Origin of the sequence: Niallia sp. FSL K6-0212 (assembly GCF_038007605.1) — a bacterium.
Classification (GTDB): domain Bacteria; phylum Bacillota; class Bacilli; order Bacillales; family Cytobacillaceae; genus Niallia; species Niallia circulans.
Genome location: NZ_JBBOXL010000001.1, coordinates 3299434 through 3317724 on the forward strand (window position 1 = coordinate 3299434; position 18291 = coordinate 3317724).

At 33.5% G+C, this 18291-nt stretch carries 19 protein-coding genes; 13 read left to right on the forward strand and 6 right to left on the reverse strand.

The genetic code is table 11. The features are described 5' to 3' along the window. Window positions 1-150: 150 nt before the first annotated feature. Window positions 151-936 (forward strand): glutamate racemase, encoded by a 786-nt coding sequence (gene murI / locus MHH96_RS15525; RefSeq protein WP_336045437.1) that lies wholly within the window; start codon window positions 151-153, stop codon window positions 934-936. A gap of 100 nt (window positions 937-1036) precedes the next feature. On the opposite strand, the gene MHH96_RS15530 is transcribed toward murI, so the two are convergent. The 3 genes from MHH96_RS15530 to thrC form a co-directional block, all read right to left on the reverse strand. Next, a complete protein-coding gene (locus MHH96_RS15530; protein WP_047940094.1) occupies window positions 1037-2281 on the reverse strand; it encodes an MFS transporter in 1245 nt (414 codons plus the stop codon). A gap of 23 nt (window positions 2282-2304) precedes the next feature. Further along, a complete protein-coding gene (locus MHH96_RS15535; protein WP_047940095.1) occupies window positions 2305-3231 on the reverse strand; it encodes a bifunctional helix-turn-helix transcriptional regulator/GNAT family N-acetyltransferase in 927 nt (308 codons plus the stop codon). Window positions 3232-3441: 210 nt separating this feature from the next. After that, complete coding sequence (gene thrC, locus MHH96_RS15540) at window positions 3442-4716, reverse strand: threonine synthase (protein ID WP_047940281.1); 1275 nt, start codon at window positions 4714-4716, stop codon at window positions 3442-3444. A 159-nt stretch (window positions 4717-4875) separates the two neighbouring features. On the opposite strand from thrC, the gene MHH96_RS15545 reads away from it, so the two are divergent. From MHH96_RS15545 to MHH96_RS15570, 6 genes are all read left to right on the forward strand, one after another. Beyond that, on the forward strand, window positions 4876-5766 hold the full coding sequence (locus tag MHH96_RS15545) for a LysR family transcriptional regulator (protein ID WP_047940096.1): 891 nt from the start codon (window positions 4876-4878) through the stop codon (window positions 5764-5766). Between the two features lie 67 nt (window positions 5767-5833). After that, on the forward strand, window positions 5834-6175 hold the full coding sequence (locus MHH96_RS15550) for a cupin domain-containing protein (RefSeq protein WP_047940097.1): 342 nt from the start codon (window positions 5834-5836) through the stop codon (window positions 6173-6175). A gap of 99 nt (window positions 6176-6274) precedes the next feature. Then, window positions 6275-6613, forward strand: coding sequence for a helix-turn-helix domain-containing protein (locus MHH96_RS15555; protein ID WP_047940098.1), 339 nt, complete (start codon window positions 6275-6277; stop codon window positions 6611-6613). Between the two features lie 193 nt (window positions 6614-6806). Next, window positions 6807-7163 carry a YunG family protein gene (locus tag MHH96_RS15560; RefSeq protein ID WP_047940099.1) on the forward strand — a complete coding sequence of 119 codons (357 nt, stop codon included), beginning with the start codon at window positions 6807-6809 and terminating at the stop codon, window positions 7161-7163. Window positions 7164-7297: 134 nt separating this feature from the next. Beyond that, window positions 7298-7813: a DinB family protein gene (locus MHH96_RS15565; RefSeq protein ID WP_173427255.1), complete on the forward strand. Its 516-nt coding sequence runs from the start codon at window positions 7298-7300 to the stop codon at window positions 7811-7813. Window positions 7814-8390: 577 nt separating this feature from the next. Continuing rightward, window positions 8391-9266, forward strand: a complete 876-nt coding sequence (locus MHH96_RS15570) for a helix-turn-helix transcriptional regulator (RefSeq protein WP_047940100.1) — start codon at window positions 8391-8393, stop codon at window positions 9264-9266. Between the two features lie 501 nt (window positions 9267-9767). On the opposite strand, the gene MHH96_RS15575 is transcribed toward MHH96_RS15570, so the two are convergent. Then, window positions 9768-10733: an NAD-dependent epimerase/dehydratase family protein gene (locus MHH96_RS15575; RefSeq protein WP_047940101.1), complete on the reverse strand. Its 966-nt coding sequence runs from the start codon at window positions 10731-10733 to the stop codon at window positions 9768-9770. Window positions 10734-10802: 69 nt separating this feature from the next. Next, window positions 10803-11327 carry a TetR/AcrR family transcriptional regulator gene (locus MHH96_RS15580; RefSeq protein WP_047940102.1) on the reverse strand — a complete coding sequence of 175 codons (525 nt, stop codon included), beginning with the start codon at window positions 11325-11327 and terminating at the stop codon, window positions 10803-10805. Window positions 11328-11709: 382 nt separating this feature from the next. Here MHH96_RS15580 and MHH96_RS15585 point away from each other — a divergent pair, with 382 nt between their 5' ends. From MHH96_RS15585 to MHH96_RS15595, 3 genes are all read left to right on the forward strand, one after another. Further along, the gene (locus tag MHH96_RS15585) at window positions 11710-12300 is read left to right on the forward strand and encodes a DUF421 domain-containing protein (RefSeq protein ID WP_236691755.1); all 591 of its coding nucleotides are present in this window, start codon (window positions 11710-11712) and stop codon (window positions 12298-12300) included. Window positions 12301-12498: 198 nt separating this feature from the next. After that, on the forward strand, window positions 12499-13719 hold the full coding sequence (hmpA, locus tag MHH96_RS15590; protein WP_047940104.1) for an NO-inducible flavohemoprotein: 1221 nt from the start codon (window positions 12499-12501) through the stop codon (window positions 13717-13719). A gap of 572 nt (window positions 13720-14291) precedes the next feature. Continuing rightward, window positions 14292-14855, forward strand: a complete 564-nt coding sequence (locus MHH96_RS15595; RefSeq protein WP_047940105.1) for an HAD-IIIA family hydrolase — start codon at window positions 14292-14294, stop codon at window positions 14853-14855. A 210-nt stretch (window positions 14856-15065) separates the two neighbouring features. On the opposite strand, the gene MHH96_RS15600 is transcribed toward MHH96_RS15595, so the two are convergent. Then, entirely contained in the window at window positions 15066-15671 is a 606-nt protein-coding gene (locus MHH96_RS15600; RefSeq protein WP_047940106.1) for a DJ-1/PfpI family protein, read from the reverse strand. Between the two features lie 97 nt (window positions 15672-15768). On the opposite strand from MHH96_RS15600, the gene MHH96_RS15605 reads away from it, so the two are divergent. The 3 genes from MHH96_RS15605 to MHH96_RS15615 all read left to right on the forward strand — a co-directional run bounded on the left by MHH96_RS15605 (window position 15769) and on the right by MHH96_RS15615 (window position 18071). After that, entirely contained in the window at window positions 15769-16701 is a 933-nt protein-coding gene (locus MHH96_RS15605) for a WYL domain-containing protein (RefSeq protein ID WP_144546273.1), read from the forward strand. 284 nt (window positions 16702-16985) lie between these two features. Further along, entirely contained in the window at window positions 16986-17426 is a 441-nt protein-coding gene (locus tag MHH96_RS15610) for a cell wall hydrolase (protein ID WP_047940108.1), read from the forward strand. A 210-nt stretch (window positions 17427-17636) separates the two neighbouring features. Continuing rightward, window positions 17637-18071, forward strand: coding sequence for a collagen-like protein (locus MHH96_RS15615; RefSeq protein WP_186325691.1), 435 nt, complete (start codon window positions 17637-17639; stop codon window positions 18069-18071). Window positions 18072-18291 lie beyond the last annotated feature (220 nt).

Genomic DNA, 18291 nt, shown 5'->3' on the forward strand with positions numbered 1-18291 from the left:
AGTAGACGTTTTTTGTTAAATTATAGTTCCGCAAACTCTTCTAACTATAAAGGACAGTTTACCTAAACAAAAGTTAGAACTTAAAAATGTTTAGAAAAAATGGTATTCTTAATAAGTGATATAAATACATAAGAAGAAGGTTGAAAAGTAGTGAGAATAGGATTTTTTGATTCTGGGATTGGTGGAATGAGTGTTCTTCACCAAGCATTGCGGTTGCTTCCAAATGAGGATTACTTATTTTATGCAGATACCTTACATGTTCCGTATGGTGAAAAATCGAAAGAAGAAGTAAGAGATTATATTTTTAGTGCAGCAGACTTCTTAGCTGATCAAGGCATTAAAGCATTAGTGATTGCCTGTAATACGGCAACGAGTATCGCCGTAGACGATCTTCGCCATAAATATGATTTTCCTATTTTGGGAATTGAACCTGCCGTAAAACCAGCAATTCAAAGTTGTGAAGGAAAACAAAAAAAGGTATTAGTATTGGCAACTAATTTAACTCTTCAAGAAGAAAAATTTCATAATCTTGTCAGAAGTTTGGACCAACATGATATTGTTGACAGTTTAGCTCTTCCTGGTCTTGTCCTATTTGCTGAGAACTTTGAATTCAGGAAAGAGAAAGTAATTCCTTATTTAAAAGAACAATTGGCTTCGTTCGATATCACGCAATATGGAACAATTGTGCTTGGATGTACCCATTTCCCATATTTTGAAAACAGCATAAGAGCAATTTTCCCTGATAATACGAATATAATTTCTGGAAGTATGGGAACAGCAAAGAATTTAAAAAGAATTCTTGAAGAAAAGAATCTAATAAATAAAGAGGGAACTGGCGACGTTACATTTTTCCAATCAGGTATTAAGATAGAAGATCAAGAAACTTTATCAAAGTATAAAAGATTATTAGGAAAATTGGATAAAGTAATATCTTGATTAATTTCGAATAAATTTAGTCAACATAACAGGGTAAATTAATAGAAAGGTAAGCCAGTTTATTAGGCTTACCTTTAATCTTGTAGCTATTTTTGAACGGCTATTTTTCTTTTTGTGTAATCTTATGAGGTTCAGGAAGGAATATGTTTAAGATGGCTGCTCCTACTAAGATTATTATGGAAAAATAAAAAGAAATAGTATAACTACCTGTTTCGTTATAAAAGAAGCCTGGTAAATAGGCGCCCAATGCCGATCCTATTTGATGACTAAGAAATAGCCACCCTAAAATGAATCCAATGGAATATTCCTCAAAATACTGCGTTGCCAGCAATTGAGTTGGAGCAACAGTAGCAAAGTCGACCAATCCAAAGATTACTGCAAATATAAGTAATAATGCAGGATTGTGACTAGACAAGAGAATCCCAATAGATATTGCCCTCATTCCATATAATAGAAATAGCATTTTGCGGCTGCTCCAGCGGTCAGCTATTATACCAGATAGTAAGATACCAATAATATTAAACCCAGCAAGTATACTTACGGCAGCGCTAGTAACACTTGTTGAAAAACCATGATCATGCGAAAATGGTATAAGATGTGTATCCATTAATCCTGTGGTAGTAAAACCACAGATTGCAAAAGGTAAAATTAAAAACCAAAATTGTCTTTTTAGAAAGACATTACCTATGGAAGCGTTTGTGTCTAGAGTCTTTTTTGGAACTGTATCGTCTTCGGCAATTTCGCCGCCAATAGGAACTATCCCTTTTTCTCTAGGATGATTTCGCAAAAATAAAAGAACGATAGGAAAGACAAAAAGCACTAAAAAGACGCCTAAGATAACTACGGTCATTTTCCAATTTAGTAAATGGATCAGCAAAAGAGATCCAGGGACGAGAAGCATTTGTCCTGCACCAAAGCCAGCCTCCATAATTCCAAACGCAAGTCCACGTTTTTCGTTAAACCAATTGGTTATAACTACTGTGGCAGCTACATTGGATGCTCCTCCCACACCGAGAGAAACCATAATTCCATAGAGAAAGAATAACTGCCAGGGATGTGTTACGAAAGCTGTAAGAAAAATACTTATTCCTACTAGGAAAGTACTAAAGGATAAAATGAGACGAGCCCCCCATTTATCTACTAGTCTCCCAATAAGTGGTTGAGACAGCCCATAGATGACAAAACTCAAAGTGGAGATAAGAGAAATGGTTCCTCTATCCATGGAAAAATCTGTTTCCCATGGCTCAACAAAAGCTCCAAATGAAAGGCGAACACCTTGAACGGCTAAAAAAGTCAAAAATGTAACAAAAACAATAATCCATGCGTAATGAAATGTTCTTTGCATATTTACCCCTTAAATAATAGTGATTAGCTTTTTTTAAGATCTAAATCCCAGCGTTCTTCTATTAAATTGGCTCCCCACAAAGACTTTTTCTCTTGTATTTCCATTATTTCAAATCCGAATTTTTTATATAGTGGTCTAGCTGTCACCATATCACTAACGGTCCAAAGAAAAATTCGTTCATAATCATGATCTTTACAGTATTGGATAAGAGCGTTAATAAGTTGGGTGCCGATTCCTTTTTTGTGAAAGGATGGATTTACTAAAAACCATCTTAACTGTCCTACTTTATTGCCATCATTTACTAAGCCAATACAGCCTGCAAATTCACGATTTATTTCTGCAATCCAGATTCTTTCGATATCAGCATGAAATGTCTCCTCAAGATAGGCTAAAAAACTATAATCCCATTTATGGACTTGATTATAAAATAACCATTGTTGTTTAATCATGTTGTTAATATCTTCTAAAGTATAATAACTTCTAATAGAAACGGCTTCCTCGTTTTTTTCGTTAAATGAGGCAGAAAGAATTTCTTGGATTGTACACATGGAGGCTATCAGCTTTTGCTGCTGTTCAGGGCTCAAAGCTTCACGTATGTATTCTACTTGCTGATTAGCTTTTTTCTCCAACTCTTTGTAAATCAATTCCCCATGACTGGTAACATATAAAAGATGATTACGGCCATCATCTTTACATTTTTGCTTATAAACCATTTTCTCTTTTTCGAATTTTTTGATAATTCTACTTACATAACCGCCATCTAAATCTAATCTTTCTTGAATATTTTTGGCTGTACAATTTTCTGTATTATAAATTTCAAAGAGAATACGAGTTTCTGTTAATGAAAAAGGGCTATTATAGATATGTTCATTAAGGAACCCTAAAACATCTGTGTAAAATCTATTGAATTTTCTGAATTCAAATCCAAACTTACTCTGCACATCTATCATTTTTAACACCTCATTTAATAGTATAATGTCATTATTTTCTTATTCTAGCCAAAATGCTTGCTTAAGTCAACTATTTATCGAGCGTTATTTAAAAAAATTAAATAGGATATACAAATGTAGTAATAAAAACGTTCCTGTAGAGGTAGGAACGTTTTTGTTAAAGTAGATTCATAAAAAGAATTTCGATCAGCCGTCAAGTTCTTTCGACTTTCATTTTTCACCGTTCATGCTATTAGTTATGCTGTTTCGTGATAGATTGGTATGATGGATGGTATTTTTATAGGTGGCATTGGTATTTTCCTCATGATGGTAGTACTTTAAAACATCCGTGTCTTTGAGAATATTTCCAGTCAGAATACATAAGGCGGATTCTTCTTTATCAATTACCTGCTTAGAAACTAAATTGCGCAGTCCGGCAATTGTTGCCGCTGAAGCAGGCTCACAGCCAATTCCACTTTTATCAATCATAGCTTTAGCATCAAGAATTTCCTCATCCGTTACAGATATAGTAACTCCCTGTGTTTGCAATAGAGTTTGCAGCGCTTTTTTCCACCTTGGTGGATTACCGATATTCAACGCAGAAGCACGAGTGTATGGAACAGGCTCAGGAATAAGTTCCTTTTGTTGTTGGGACACCATTTTATGAAACGGACTAGCACCTTCTGCTTGAACAACTGCCACTCGCGGCATTTTCTTTATTAATCCCAGCGTATATAAATCAGATAATCCTTTTCCTAATGCTGTTGCATTGCTTAAAGCACCACCAGGAACGATTATCCATTCAGGTAGTTCCCAGTTTAAATACTGTGCGATTTCATAAATAATACTTTTTTGTCCTTCTATTCTAAATGGATTGATAGAATTACAAACATATAATTCAAGTTCATTGCTATATTTTTCCAAAAAATGAATGCCGTCATCATAAGTCCCCGGAAAACTAAACACTTTTGCACCATAAGAAACTGTCTGCAGAACCTTATTTAAAGAGATATCTTTATCTGGGACGAACACATAAGAATCTGCGTTAGCAATGGATGCGTACATCGCTAAAGAAGAAGAAGTATTCCCGGTTGACGTACAAGTGAACTTCTTATACCCTAAGGAGTTGCCATGAGAAACAGCAACAGTCATGCCGTTATCTTTAAATGAACCACTAGGGTTCTCACTTTGTGCCTTGATATAAACTTGTTTAAGCCCTGTATAAGTTTGTAGTAATTCTGACGCATATAATCCTGTATTCCCTTCATATTTTGTGACAATAAAGTTATCAGGCAACTCAGGAAAGATTAACTCTTTGTATCTCCATACACCACTTGCATAAGGTGTCATCCGCTCAGAAAGACGTTCTTTAAATAAATGCTTTAATAAGTCAGCATCATAATGTTGAAAGTCATGCACAATATCAAGCAGACCGCCGCATGAACAATGATATACAAACTCGTTTGAAGTAGATTCTTTCTTACACTCAATACATACAAATTTCATCATTATTTGGGTATCTTGTAGATCCCATTCACCTCTTTAAAAGAAAATTTTTATTGCGAATTAGTTTTTGTAATTTTAGAATAAAAGAAAATAATAAATAAATCTAATATATATTTATTTGTCATTGATAACTTTTATCTATGAATCTAGAGGTGTAATATGAATCTTCACGCTTTGAAGCTATTTCACATTGTTGCTGAAAAAGGAAATGTTACTCGTGCTGCAGAGGAGCTGAATATAAGTCAACCTGCTGTAACAGCACAAATAAAAAAATTAGAACAAGAGATAGGGATGACTTTATTAGCTCCAAAAGGGAGGGGGATTTTATTAACGGAAGCAGGGATTGAACTTGCCAAACACGCTAAAAGAGTGTTTTCTCTTGAAGGAGAAATGGAAGTATATCTTGAACAATATAAAAATGGGTCGATCGGAAAGCTGCGCATTGTTGCAACCTATCTTCCAGCAAATTTCCTGCTGCCTAAATGGCTTGCAAAATATAAGCGAAGATATCCTGAGGTTGAAGTAGAATTAACTACTACTAATTCGCTTAAAGCGATGGATCAATTAATTAATTATCAGGCAGAAATAGCTTTCATCGGTGGGAAAAGAGAATTCCATCCATTTCTAACCAGAAGAGAATTATTTGAAGATGAAATGTGGTTTGTAGTGCACAAACACCATAAGTTTGCTTTAAAAAAGGTTACATTAGATCAAATTATGTGCGAGCCATTTGTATTTAGAGAAAAGGGCAGTTCTGCACGTGAAAAGTTGGTTTCGCTATGTACAATAAACAGCATTAATCAACCAACCGTCGGCTTACAAATTAATGGATTAAATGAAGCGATTAGGGTTGTCATGGAAGGTTATGGGGTTACTTTTGCCTCGTCTCTAGAAGTTAAAGAATATATTGCTCGTGGAGATTTAGCAAAGGTGAATGTAGAAGGGATTGAGTTAAAAAACCCTATCTCCATCTGCAGGAGAAGAGAAGATGAACTTTCAATGCCTGCCCAACATTTCATCCAAATGGTTATGAATGACGAGAATAATTAACTCGCAGTTAAAGAGGAAGAAGGATGGATGGAGTTGTGTTATTAATATAAGGGGGGAGAGAAAAAGAGTGAAAAAAAATAAAAGCAATGCGGAACATTACCTATGGGGAGATAATTGTGATGGATGGCATTTAGTGAAGAATCAAGATTTGAGTATAATTCATGAACGTATGCCTGCTCATACATCAGAAGTAAGACATTATCATCAACACGCGCGCCAGTTTTTCTATGTTTTATCAGGAGTAGCAACGATTGAAGTTGACGGCAAAGAAATAACGTTAAAACCGCACGAGGGATTAGAGGTTCCACCTTTAGTGCCACACCAGATGTTTAATAAATCAAATAATGAAGTAGAGTTTTTGGTGACTTCACAACCGACAAGTAAAGGAGATAGGATTTTAGTGGATTAAAAGATTTATAATGAGCCTTCTCTAGTAGAGTATGGAGTAGAGAGAAATGGTTGATATACATTATTTAATAAGGAAAATTACGTTATGGAGGGTTGAAGCTTGAAACAGAAAACCTATATAGTTGGTGTATTAATATTGGGAATATCAATAGTATTAGCTGCATTTATTTTAAGTGATAATTTTAAAAATTTAGAGAATAAAACCACTAATAAGCAAGCTATCCCTGATTTAATGACAATCACTCAACTTTCCGAATATCTTCAGATAAGTGAGGAAGCGATAGGAAAAATCATAAAGGAAGATGATTTGGAAAGGGCTAAATTAAGTAGTTATGATACATATCAATTTATTCCCTACTTAAAAATCGATAATCAAAAAAGGTTTATGAAATCGGAAATTGATGAATGGTTAAAGTATAAGAATGTTCAACACGAATAGACATTTTATTTTAATATGTTAAAATCTGCGAATTGGTTATTCATTAATCTGAGAAGGTTTCCCATCATTTTCTTTTTGCAAAATTTTTTTGAAAGTAACAGGCAAGATTGCTTTGAAAACAATAGATGAATTGATTAATGGAATAATGCCAATAAGGAAAAATACGCTTTTGTAAAAGGGGGAACTGAATTATATGGAGAATATCTCATTAAAAATAAAACAGATTGAAGAAGCTCTGTATAAATCTTGGTCTTTAGAATCAAGTTCAAAATGGAGTGAGGACAATCCAGCAAAGGGACATTGTGGTGTAACCACATTAGTAGTAAATGATATATTAGGTGGAGAAATTAAAAAAACTAAACTTCCTGATGGATGGCATTTTTATAATGTTTTGAATGGAAAACGATACGATTTTACAGCATCTCAATTTAGAGAAGCTATCGTATACTTAGATAGTCCTTCAAACAGAGAAGAAGCATATATGGATACAAATGAGAAACAGTATAATTATTTAAAACAAAGGGTTTTAAAAAACTTAGATATTATTTGAACTAATGATGCTTTCCTTAGAGTGTTTGGAAGGTAGTTTCTTATGGTGTACAACAGAGTATGTTAGTTTCATAGGAAAAATTTAATAGGAAATATAATTATGGATTATCTTGGTAAATAAAGAGGAGAATTAGGATGATATTAGATTTAAAGGGAGATTCGCAAATGGATCCTATCGTGGGTATGCTATATTCCATGGTAGAAAATAATTATCAAAGACTCAAATCAATTGTGGCTGGTATGGATCAAGAGGAGCTAGAATATAAAGGTCCAAGTCAAAATGACAATAGTACGGCTCAATTGCTGAGACATTTAATGTATGTTGACTTAAATTGGGTCTATCGAATAAGAGGAAAGGTAATTCCCAAAGAACTTGAAGATAGATATGGACCAATGTTAGATAAAAATAATCAATTACCGCAAGTTACAGATATTTCATTAGAAGTACTTCTAAACGAATATGATTATGTTTTATCTTTGCTTAAATCTGTATGCTGCCAGTTAACGGATAAAGATTTACTTCAAACAGTGGAATATGAAGATGGAAACGAAGCAACCATTCAATGGGGGATTTGGCATCTGGCGGACCATAACAGATATCATCAAGCACATATTAATCAATTGCGAAAATGGTTCAATACATACAATTAAAAGATTTATGTTCCATAAAGAGATAATAATAGTGGATTTCAATAGAAGAGGTGGAAATAAAATAGATAATGGGTAAAGAGAATAAGTGCTAATTTAGTAGTGAAACCAATTCGTTTCATTAGTTCCATATTTTTTCAATCCTTAAACATTGGTAGTAGGAAAAATGGAGCAGGCAGAATACACATGGATTCCTTGGAAGCTGTTTTAGAGCCTGCAGGTGAAGAAAGACCGTGTCTTAAAACTTTAAAACCTATAAAAGCGAAGTGTATCCAATCTGCAGGGATTACCACCAGTTTTCTTTCTTAAAATAAATTACCCCGAACAGTTATACGAAAATTCTTCGTATAATTGTTCGTTTTTTTATTTGGTTGGAATATTATTCCCAAGAACCTTACAGTTACTTGTTCCCTTTTTCATATTCGCCTTTAAATCGGTATAATAGGAACGATTGTTCTAATTGTAAACCAACCTATCCACAAGAGAAAATCTCTACCGGATTAAAAACATAATAAAGCTAGCAAATAATATCAAAAAATATAATCGGTTATCCTCTAATATTATATGTGAGGTGAGTAAAGTGTATCGCAAAGTAGCTCAAGATGTAATTTGTTTTCTAGAAGACTATTTGTTAGAAGATTGGCATTTAGAGGATTATGCATCAAAAATCGGTTATTCAAAATTTCATTTATCACGAATCTTTAAAGAGGAAACTGGATTGACGATAAGTGAATATATTCGAAAACGAAGACTGGCAACAGCAGCAATGCAATTATTATATTCAGATGAATCGCTAATTGACATTGCGTTTAAATTACATTTTCAGTCACAAGAAGCTTTCACACGTTCTTTTAAAGAGCTATATACAATGCCGCCAGGAAAATACCGCAGAGTAATGCGAATACTTCAAGGAATGGAGGAAAAAGTGATGAGTGATCATACAATAATTAAAGGATGGAATTTAAGCGGTTCAAACCCAGCATTATATGAAATGAGAACAGATGAACAAGTATTTCATACAGGTACGAAATCAGGCTTGCTGACTTCAAAAGCAGATATAGGAGAAGGACAATTTGGAACAATGATGCAAAGTTTTTCTGCAGATAATTGGAAAGGAAAACGTATTAAAATGTCTTGCTTTATAAAGACAGAAGAAGTTAGAAAGTGTGGAGTCTGGTGTCGAGTAGACAATGCTTTAGGCGATGTAATCCAATTTGATAATATGGACGATCGGCCGATAGAAGGTACAACAGATTGGAACTTTTATACGATAGTTTTAGATGTTCCGAAAGAAAGTAAATCGATCCACTTCGGAGTCCTGCTAACAGGAACAGGTAAAGTATGGGCTGATGGTTTTAAATTTGAAGAAGTAAATCTTTCTGTGCCATCGACAAATATGCTGATACGAGATACTTTACCACTAGAGCCAATTAATTTAGATTTTAATGGAGGCTGATGGATTTTTGTATTCGTTATTGATTTACTGCTACTTTCTACGTCACGGCTGATCGGCCTATTATTACTGGAAAGATTGTATTAGCACATCTTAATGAGTTCCATGATTACTACAAATAAAGGCACTGGAAGAGGAAGCTAAAGCTTATTGAAATAAAGGATAAAGCTGGGGCTTATATTGCAGTAAGAAATAGCCAAATTGTGAAGATGAATAATCGTTCATAAAATTAATTAGTTCCAAAAAATAAAGCAGCTTGAAGACAAGATAATTCCTATTGGTATCAGGGCACAACAGCGTGAACTACACGAGGGTTTAGCATTGATTTAGTAGTAAGATACGTGTATTCACGCTGTTGGTATTAGAAATAAACCTTCATGAAACTGCAGCCTTAAAAAATGAGAATGAATATAAGAATCTTTCTTTAGTATTTCTGTTTAATTATTGGAATTTATTTAGAAGCTAGAATAATTATATCCTAAATTCTCTCAATATCTGAATATATTATTTGGCTGACTGAGTGTCTTTTTGAATGGAGCGAATTGTTTCAGCTATACCTACTTCAAATGAAGTTTGGATTAAGGAACCAATTGTCTTTTTATACTTGCTGCCATCTAAGTAAACAGGAGTTTCTGTTAAATAAGACATTTCAACCATCTCTTTCATAACAGGGCTGAATATTCCAATCAGCTTTAACATGTATCTTGTTAAGGGGATTACCGGAGCAGATTTTCCTGCTGTAGATTGAGCTATCTGGATAAGTCTCTTGCCGGTTATAGTGTTTCCTGGGATATTCCAGTTTTGTCCGTATGCATCATTATTCATAGCAAGTTCTATTATCATTTTTGCCGCATCGGGTAGATATACATACTCTCTTGGAATAGAAAGAGAACCAATATAAGAAGATATTTTTCCTTTCGCTATATTTACCAACGTCATCCCTAAATAGGAGTTGAAATTTGTTGTAGGGCCATAATAATCTGGAAGTCTTATAATCATTGGTTCGGCCTTTATCCACTCATTACTGAAAATTAGTTTTTCTAATTCAAGTTTAACTTTTCCCTTCTTTGTATGGGGGTTTTTAGGATGTTCCTCATCGACTAATGGGGTTCTGGCTTTTCCATAGGGATATATTCCATCAATAAATACGATTTTTTTGCTAAGTTTATCTGCAGCAGTCATGACAGCCTTTCCTAAAGGGATTTGAGAATGATGCATTTCCACATATGGAACAGCTGCACATTGAAAAATTACATCAGCATCTTTAGCAGCATCATAAATACTGTTATAGTCAAAGGCATTTCCTGATTCCAATGTCAATAAATGGCTATTACCCAATTTTTCTTTTAAGCTATGAAGTTTTTCCATAGATCTACCAAAAGCTATCGTTTTAATTCCTCTATTTAGTAATTCCTCTGTAATGGCAGCTCCAGTACCGCCGGTTGCACCTAATACAATAACATTTTTCATAATAAGTTCAGCCCTTCTATTTTATTTAGTGATTGATCAATAACTATTTTTTAATAAAATAGACGATAGTTAGTCGTCTATTTCCATTAATTTTGGCAAATTTAAAGCTAGGGATATGTTACACAGCATTCCACGGGCTAAAAATAATAAAGTTTTTTCAGAGGGGTTAGAGACACCAGCTGTTTGAAAGGCCGTATATACGATGGATTGTATCTTTAAAAACTCCTCTTGCATAAGTGTAACAATATTAGTTTCTCTTATTGTTTGAGCCTGCATTTGCAGCAAGATTTCATTTTCATAATTCCTCATAATTTCTTCATAAGCCTGAATAAGTTCTATTTCTAGATTTTCTACAGAAGCAGATTGGATAACTTGTGAAAAAGCAGCTTGAATTCTAGACCACGATAATTTTAAGGCTTCTTCTAGTAATAGTTCTTTTGAAGAAAAAAAACGGAATATATAGGGTTGAGAAATCTCTGCTTTATTTGCAACCTTCATTGTTGTTGCCCGGTAATATCCTTCTTGCGCAAACACTTCAATGGCAGCAGATAAAATTTCATCTCGGCGATTACTCGTATTTTGCTTTTCTTTCAAAAAACTCCCACCTTTTAGTTAGTGATTAATCAATTACTAACTAAAATATAAAAGATAATTTTAAAAAAATCAAGCGTAAAAGAATAAAATTTTGTTTTTTGCACCTAGGGAGTGAATTCTAAAAAAGTGGACTTAGCTTAATTTAAGTTGAATAAAAAACATTCATACATAGAGAACTAGATTTATTAAGAAAAGTGAATAGCTTATTAATTTCTCTACAAACTACTTAAAGAATAATAAATTTAAGGATGGTAATGCATAAATGGGAGATATTTTTTTTATTACTATACTGAAGAGTATTGTAATATATATTTTAGCATTATTTCTCAGTCGAAAAATCGGTACCAGATTTATATCACAGATGAATTTTGTTGATTTTGTTATGGCAGTTTCAATGGGGTCATTAATTGCAAATGATTTTATTAATGAAGATTTTCCTACACTATCAGCCACCACTGCTTTTATAATGTTTGCTATCTTAACAGTATTATCTAGTTATTTAGGCTTGAAAAGTTGGAAGTTAAGGAAATTAATCAATTCTGAATCAGTTACATTGGTTAAAAACGGGATAATTGTGTATGAGAATATGAAGCAAATGAAGTCAACGATAAATGAATTAATGATGAAATTAAGGTCGAAAGATGTTTTTCATATTGCCGATGTAGAATTTGCCATACTGGAAACTGACGGTAGTTTATCTGTATTGCTCAATTCAAATAAGCGACCACTTACGCCTTTTGATATACACATTCAAACAACAAGTTCAATTATCAAAAAAGATATTATCATTGATGGAGAATTATTGGAGGAAAACTTAACAACTGCTGGTTTAGATAAGGAATGGTTGACAGCTGAATTTAGGAAGCAAAAAATTAAGAGTTGTTCAGAGATTTTCTATGCGGGAGTAGATAATACTAATAATTTGTATATATCTAAGAAGAATATTTCTAGTAAAGAAGCACATGGAAAATAGAGCAATTTGATCTCAGCAGATTGGGTACTGTCCCCAAAAGGCTAGGGTAAAAGACCGACTTTTGGGAGAAACTAGCGTGAAGCTCTTTTTTATTTAGACGTCTGCCTATTCTATTATAAAAGGAAGAGATAGTTTGATTTTTAGCTAAACTATTTAGCTGCTGCAAGAATAATGAACTTATCTAAAGAGGTGTATAGCATGTTAGAAGAAAAAACGATATTAATTGTTCAATCAACTGCTCCCATACTAAAGGAGCACAGCAAGGAAATTGGTTTAAGATTCTATAAACTACTCTTTGAAAAAGCACCTGACTTGTATAATATCTTTAACCAGACAAATCAAAAAAGAGGAATTCAACAAGAGGCATTAGGTTACTCTGTTTATGCTGCTGGAGAGTATATTACAAATTTGGATGCTATTAAACCTGTTATCGAGAGAATATCTCAAAAGCACCGTGCTATCGGAATTAAAGCAGAACAGTATCCGGTGGTGGGAGAAACATTATTGCAAGCAGTTAAGGATGTACTGGGTGACGCTGCTACAGATGAAATTATTAATGCTTGGGAAAAGGCATATAGCTACATTTCCGATGCTTTTATAAGTTTGGAAGAAAAATTATATGAAGAAACAAAAAAACAAGCTGGCGGGTGGGAAGGATATAAAGATTTTTATGTTGAAAAAAAAATAAAGGAAAGTGAAGATGTAACCTCTTATTATTTAAAGCCTAAAGATGGCAAGGAAATGGCGATCTACAAACCAGGTCAATATTTAACACTTAAAGCTACAATACCTGGTGAGAAATATACACACATTCGGCATTACAGCATATCGGAAGCACCTGGTAAGGATTATTACCGAATCAGCGTTAAAAGAGAGGATGATGATCGAAGCACTCCTGAGGGAATTGTTTCGAACTATTTACATAATGAAATAAAGGAAGGAGATACTTTACTATTTTCCGCCCCTGCGGGTGATTTTGTTTTAGATACCAAAGATAATTCATTAGTTTTAGTTAGTGGGGGAATTGGAATTACTCCTATTTTGAGTATGTTAAACTCAGTTGTTTCTGAACAACCTAATCGTGAAGTTACATTAATATATGCTACCAAAAACAGTAAGTATCATCCTTTTAAAGAGCATTTAAAGCAGTTAGAAAAACGTCATACCAACTTAAAAACGCTAGTTTGTTATGATTCGCCAACAACGGAAGACAAACAAGGGCTTGACTTTTATCTAAAAGGCTATGTGAATCAGGATTTACTTAATTCAGTTGTAAAGAATAAAGATACAGAAGTTTATTTATGCGGATCTGTTCCTTTCATGGAAGCTATCGTCTCAATCTTAGACAAAATAGGAGTACCCAGAAGTTACATTCACTTTGAATCCTTCAGCCCTTTAGCTATCTTGGGTGAGGAATAATTAATAATAAGCCAAAGTACTATAGAAGAATAAGTTTGAAAAATTCGGGCGCCTCCATCAAACCAAGGATAGGAGGTGTCTGTATTATGTATGGATACTTAATTAGAATATATTTGTGAATACTTTAACATTTCATTGCATACATAACTTAGCTGATGTTGATAAATTAGCATGCCAAATTATGCATTTATTTTTCATTTAAATAATTTTAATGTAAGGGATTATTTTCTACTAAAAATTCGGGTGTTAATCCAAAAGGATTAATGCTTTTTCATAGTTGCGAAGGATAACACTTACATAAACAGGTGCTTTTAAAGAAAAGGGAAGTTTTTGATATTTCTAAAGGGATTTTTAATCGAATGTTTGGTAAAATAACAAATATTTGATTGCTGCGAAACATACGTTCTGCTATAGTGATAATAAAAAACCTAGGAGTAGTATAAAAGTATTGTCTAACAGACATTCTTGAAGATTTCTACATTGGAAAATGAACTTATGTATCTTCCCCAACTTTAAGGGAAGTAGTTTAAAATAATTATTTAATTAATATCGGGGTAAGGAGATTGTTTTACATGAATCATAATCGTAAAATAGAGGCAGTATTTTTAGATAGAGATGGAACAATTGGTGGAGATGACACTGTACACTATCCTGGTACATTTACCTTGTTTTCTGATTCTCAGCAACAAATAAGTAAATTGAAGGAAGATGGAATAAAAGTACTCTCATTTACAAATCAACCAGGAATATCAGAGGGAAAAGCAACTTCACAAGAATTTATGGAGGAACTTACTAAATTTGGCTTTGATGATATATTTATTTGTCCACATAGTCAGAGCGAAGGGTGCAATTGCAGAAAACCAAATACAGGTATGCTTATCAATGGTGCTGAAAAATACAAATTAAACTTAAAAAATTGTGTGGTTATAGGTGATAGATGGAGTGATATGTTAGCTGCTTCTAAAACGAATAGTATCAAGATACTGGTAAAAACAGGTGCAGGTCATTCAGCATTAAACGAACACTACGAAAAAATAAAAGATATAGAAATTGAATATATCGCTGAGGATATTAAGGATGCAATAGATTGGCTGTATAGCCAATTCGATCTGAAAGGTTTATCTTTTTCTTCTTGAACAAACGAGTACATTGGTCTAAGAAGGATAAAACAGCTTGCGTTGAAGCTATTAAGTTAACGCAGCGGGGGAAAAGGAAGATGAAAATTTAAAGGAGCATCAGATTTCCATGATTTTCTTATACAAAGAAGTTGGAAAGTAAAGGTTGTCAAAACGCAATGTCCATAATTTCCCATCTTGATAATTATGGACATTGTGAATAGTTGATATTTACAAACTAATCTTTTTTGCCTCGTAATAACCTAATTTATGAAATTGATAAAGTTGATTAATATAATCCTTAGGATATGCTTCTAATAATTCAAGAATTTCTCTTGCAAATTCTAATGAAGCTGTTCCATTTGCTGTCACAATTTTTCTGTCAGTAACTGCTTGTTCTAATAGATAATTCTTCTCATTGGTGTAGTTGTCTTGTGCATAAGTTTTCAAATCATGAAGTTCATTGCTTGTATGCTTTACTTCATTTAACCAACCATTGACTCCCATAAAAACTGTCGCATCACATATTGCCCCTACTGGAATATCCATTGTAAGTGCCTTTTCTATTATGGGAATGACTTTATTGCTTACTGGTTTACGCCAAGAGTTTCCTCCAATTAGTATTAAACCGTAAAAATCTTCGGGGGCACTTTCTAAGGTGTAATCTGGAAGAACGTTTAATCCGCCGATTGATGTTATAACACCATCACTTACACTAACAATCTTAGAGATATACTTATCTGTATTATTTAAGAAAGATGCTACATAAGATATTTCCCAATCAGCAAATTCGTTCAAAATAACAATTAAAATCTCTTTTTTTTCGGTTTGGTTCATGCTTAATTCCTCCTAAAAATTCAATTATGATACTTTCTTCAGTATATAATGTAATAGTGACAAATGATGACACAATTAGCAAAAGAGGTGAAAAATTTTGAGCAAGGCAATTAGGTTAAATGAATTAAGATTGTATATTAATCGAGTCAAAAAGTTTAAGGTAGACGATTTAGCAAAGGAATTTAATGTTTCAAGAAGAACGATTCTAAGGGATTTAGAAGAATTAAGTATTTTAGGGGTACCATTAATTTCAGAGGTAGGGGCTAACGGAGGATATCGAGTTTTAGAAGAGAGAAATTTACTTGCTGTCTCTTTTACAAAAGAGGAAACTCTCTCTATTTTTTTTGCTCTTTTGTCTTTAAAACATTTTATCAGCCTACCTTTTGAATCAGAATATCAGTCAATCATAAGAAAGTTTTATCTGAATTTAAACGGAAAGATGAAAGAGGAAATAGATTTAATCAAAAATAAGATTGATTTTAAAATAGATAATCAGAGTAAAGAAAGTCCTTTATTAAAAGAGCTATTTATGGCAGCAATCGAAAATGAGTCGCTCTGGATTTCTTACTTGGGTGTTAAAAGAGAGATTCAACCAGTTGGGTTATTTTCTCAATATGGAAGATGGTATTGTCCTTCGTATTGTTATCTTAGGAAAGATTTTAGACTTTTTCGGTGTGATCGTATTTCGGAAGTTGAATTAAGTGACAGAAGGGATAATTTAAATCTAAAAGAAACCAGCTTACATGAGATGATTACAATGTTACAAACAAAGAAAAAGTATGACCTTAAGGTGGAATTAACACCGATAGGAGTAGAAAAATATAAATCGAATGTTTCGCTTTATTATAAACTTACAATTGACAGTAAAGGGTATGGAGTCATGAATGGTTCAATAAGTGAAACAGAAATAGACTTTTTATCTGACTATTTCATACAAATGGGGAACCATGCAAAAGTCGTTGAACCCGTAGAGCTAAAGACTGAAATAAAAAGGAAAATTTTAATATTGAGTGATTTATATAGTGAATAGATGTTGGGAAACAATATAAAGTCATCCACCTATACATAATTCCGAAAGCCTTATTCACTTATGATGAAAATAAACTTCGATATCTTCATAAAAAGATAATAAATAAAATGTTAAAAAATCAACGATAAAGTGACAATATATGATAGGCAAGAAAAAGAAATAGAAAAATGTAAATTATAACTATAACTTACAGCATCCTGTGCCAGTTAAAAGGGGGGATCAATATTTCCTGCTTAAGGTCTATAAGGTATTTTTTTCTCATAAAATATTTTGGAGGTGAAAAAATGGCAAGAATAGCATACAGGGATGCAGATATTGATTTAATGGCAAGAATGATGAGAGCGGAAGCGGAAGGTGAAGGAAACCAAGGAATGCTCTATGTCGGAAATGTAATTGTAAACCGTGTTGTTGGAGATTGTTTAGATTTTAAAGATTTACGTACCGTTGAACAAGTCATTTTTCATGTTCAAGGGGGAAATTACTCTTTTGAAGCTGTTCAAAAAGGAAATGTCTTTTATCAAAGAGCAAGAGAATCGGAAAGACGGTTAGCGCTTCAAAATGTGAAATACTGGAGAGATCATCCCGCAAAATTTGCTTTGTGGTACTTTAATCCATATGGTCCTTGTCCATCCACATGGTATGATCAGCCTTTTACTGGTCAATTTAAACAACATTGTTTTTATGAACCAAAGGCCGGAACTTGTGAAAGTGTTTATAGAGGATGAACATTTATAAATAAGCTGAAAACATGCATGTTATTTGCATATTTTTGGCTTTTTTTAGAGGGAAAGATTTAAATATACCCCATATTTTAAGCTGCCAAACTAGTTATGGAAGAAAATAGGCATGCATTTATACAACGGATAAGCTACCTAAAAATCAAGAAAACATACAATACTTTAGACATTGATAAAAAATAAGGTGGTTATGTTTGTATGTATAATCAAGAAGTATATCCTGCTGTGAATGCCTATCAACAATCAGAGAGACTGAATCTTCTATTCCCATCAGCGCCAGGACCTATAGGAACTCCAGGTATCCCAGGTCCTGGAGTTGGAGGCCCTGGAGGTATACCTGGATTCGGAGGACCATCAGGTATACCTGGATTACAACCTTCACAAGCTCCAACAGCACCTCCTCCACCGTTTATTCCGCAGCAAGCAGCGGCTTCACCATTTGCGATTGATCCAGGTGCCATTAGCTTGTGCATGTTTCGAAATACTTATATATGGCTAAGTAATGGAGATAGCTTTTGGTTTTTTCCTGTTTTCATAGGACCAAGATCTGTAGCTGGTTTTAGATGGAACGGCAGGTTTTGGATGATTTTTGGTATTGATACAAGAAGAATTGTTTCGTTTACATGTTTTTAAATGATTTTTTAGGGTGATGCTTCCAAGCATTGCTCTTTGTTTTGTTTAAGCATACATGCTATTTATACTTTTACAATGCCAATAGCAAAAAAGATTGGGCGAGAAATATCGGTGACAGACTATTTGCTTCTTAATAGCCAATGAGAATTAAGTACATTTTTGAGCGGGAAGGAGAATATCTTAAATTATACCCAGCAAGAAAAGTGTTGAATGGAGGAGC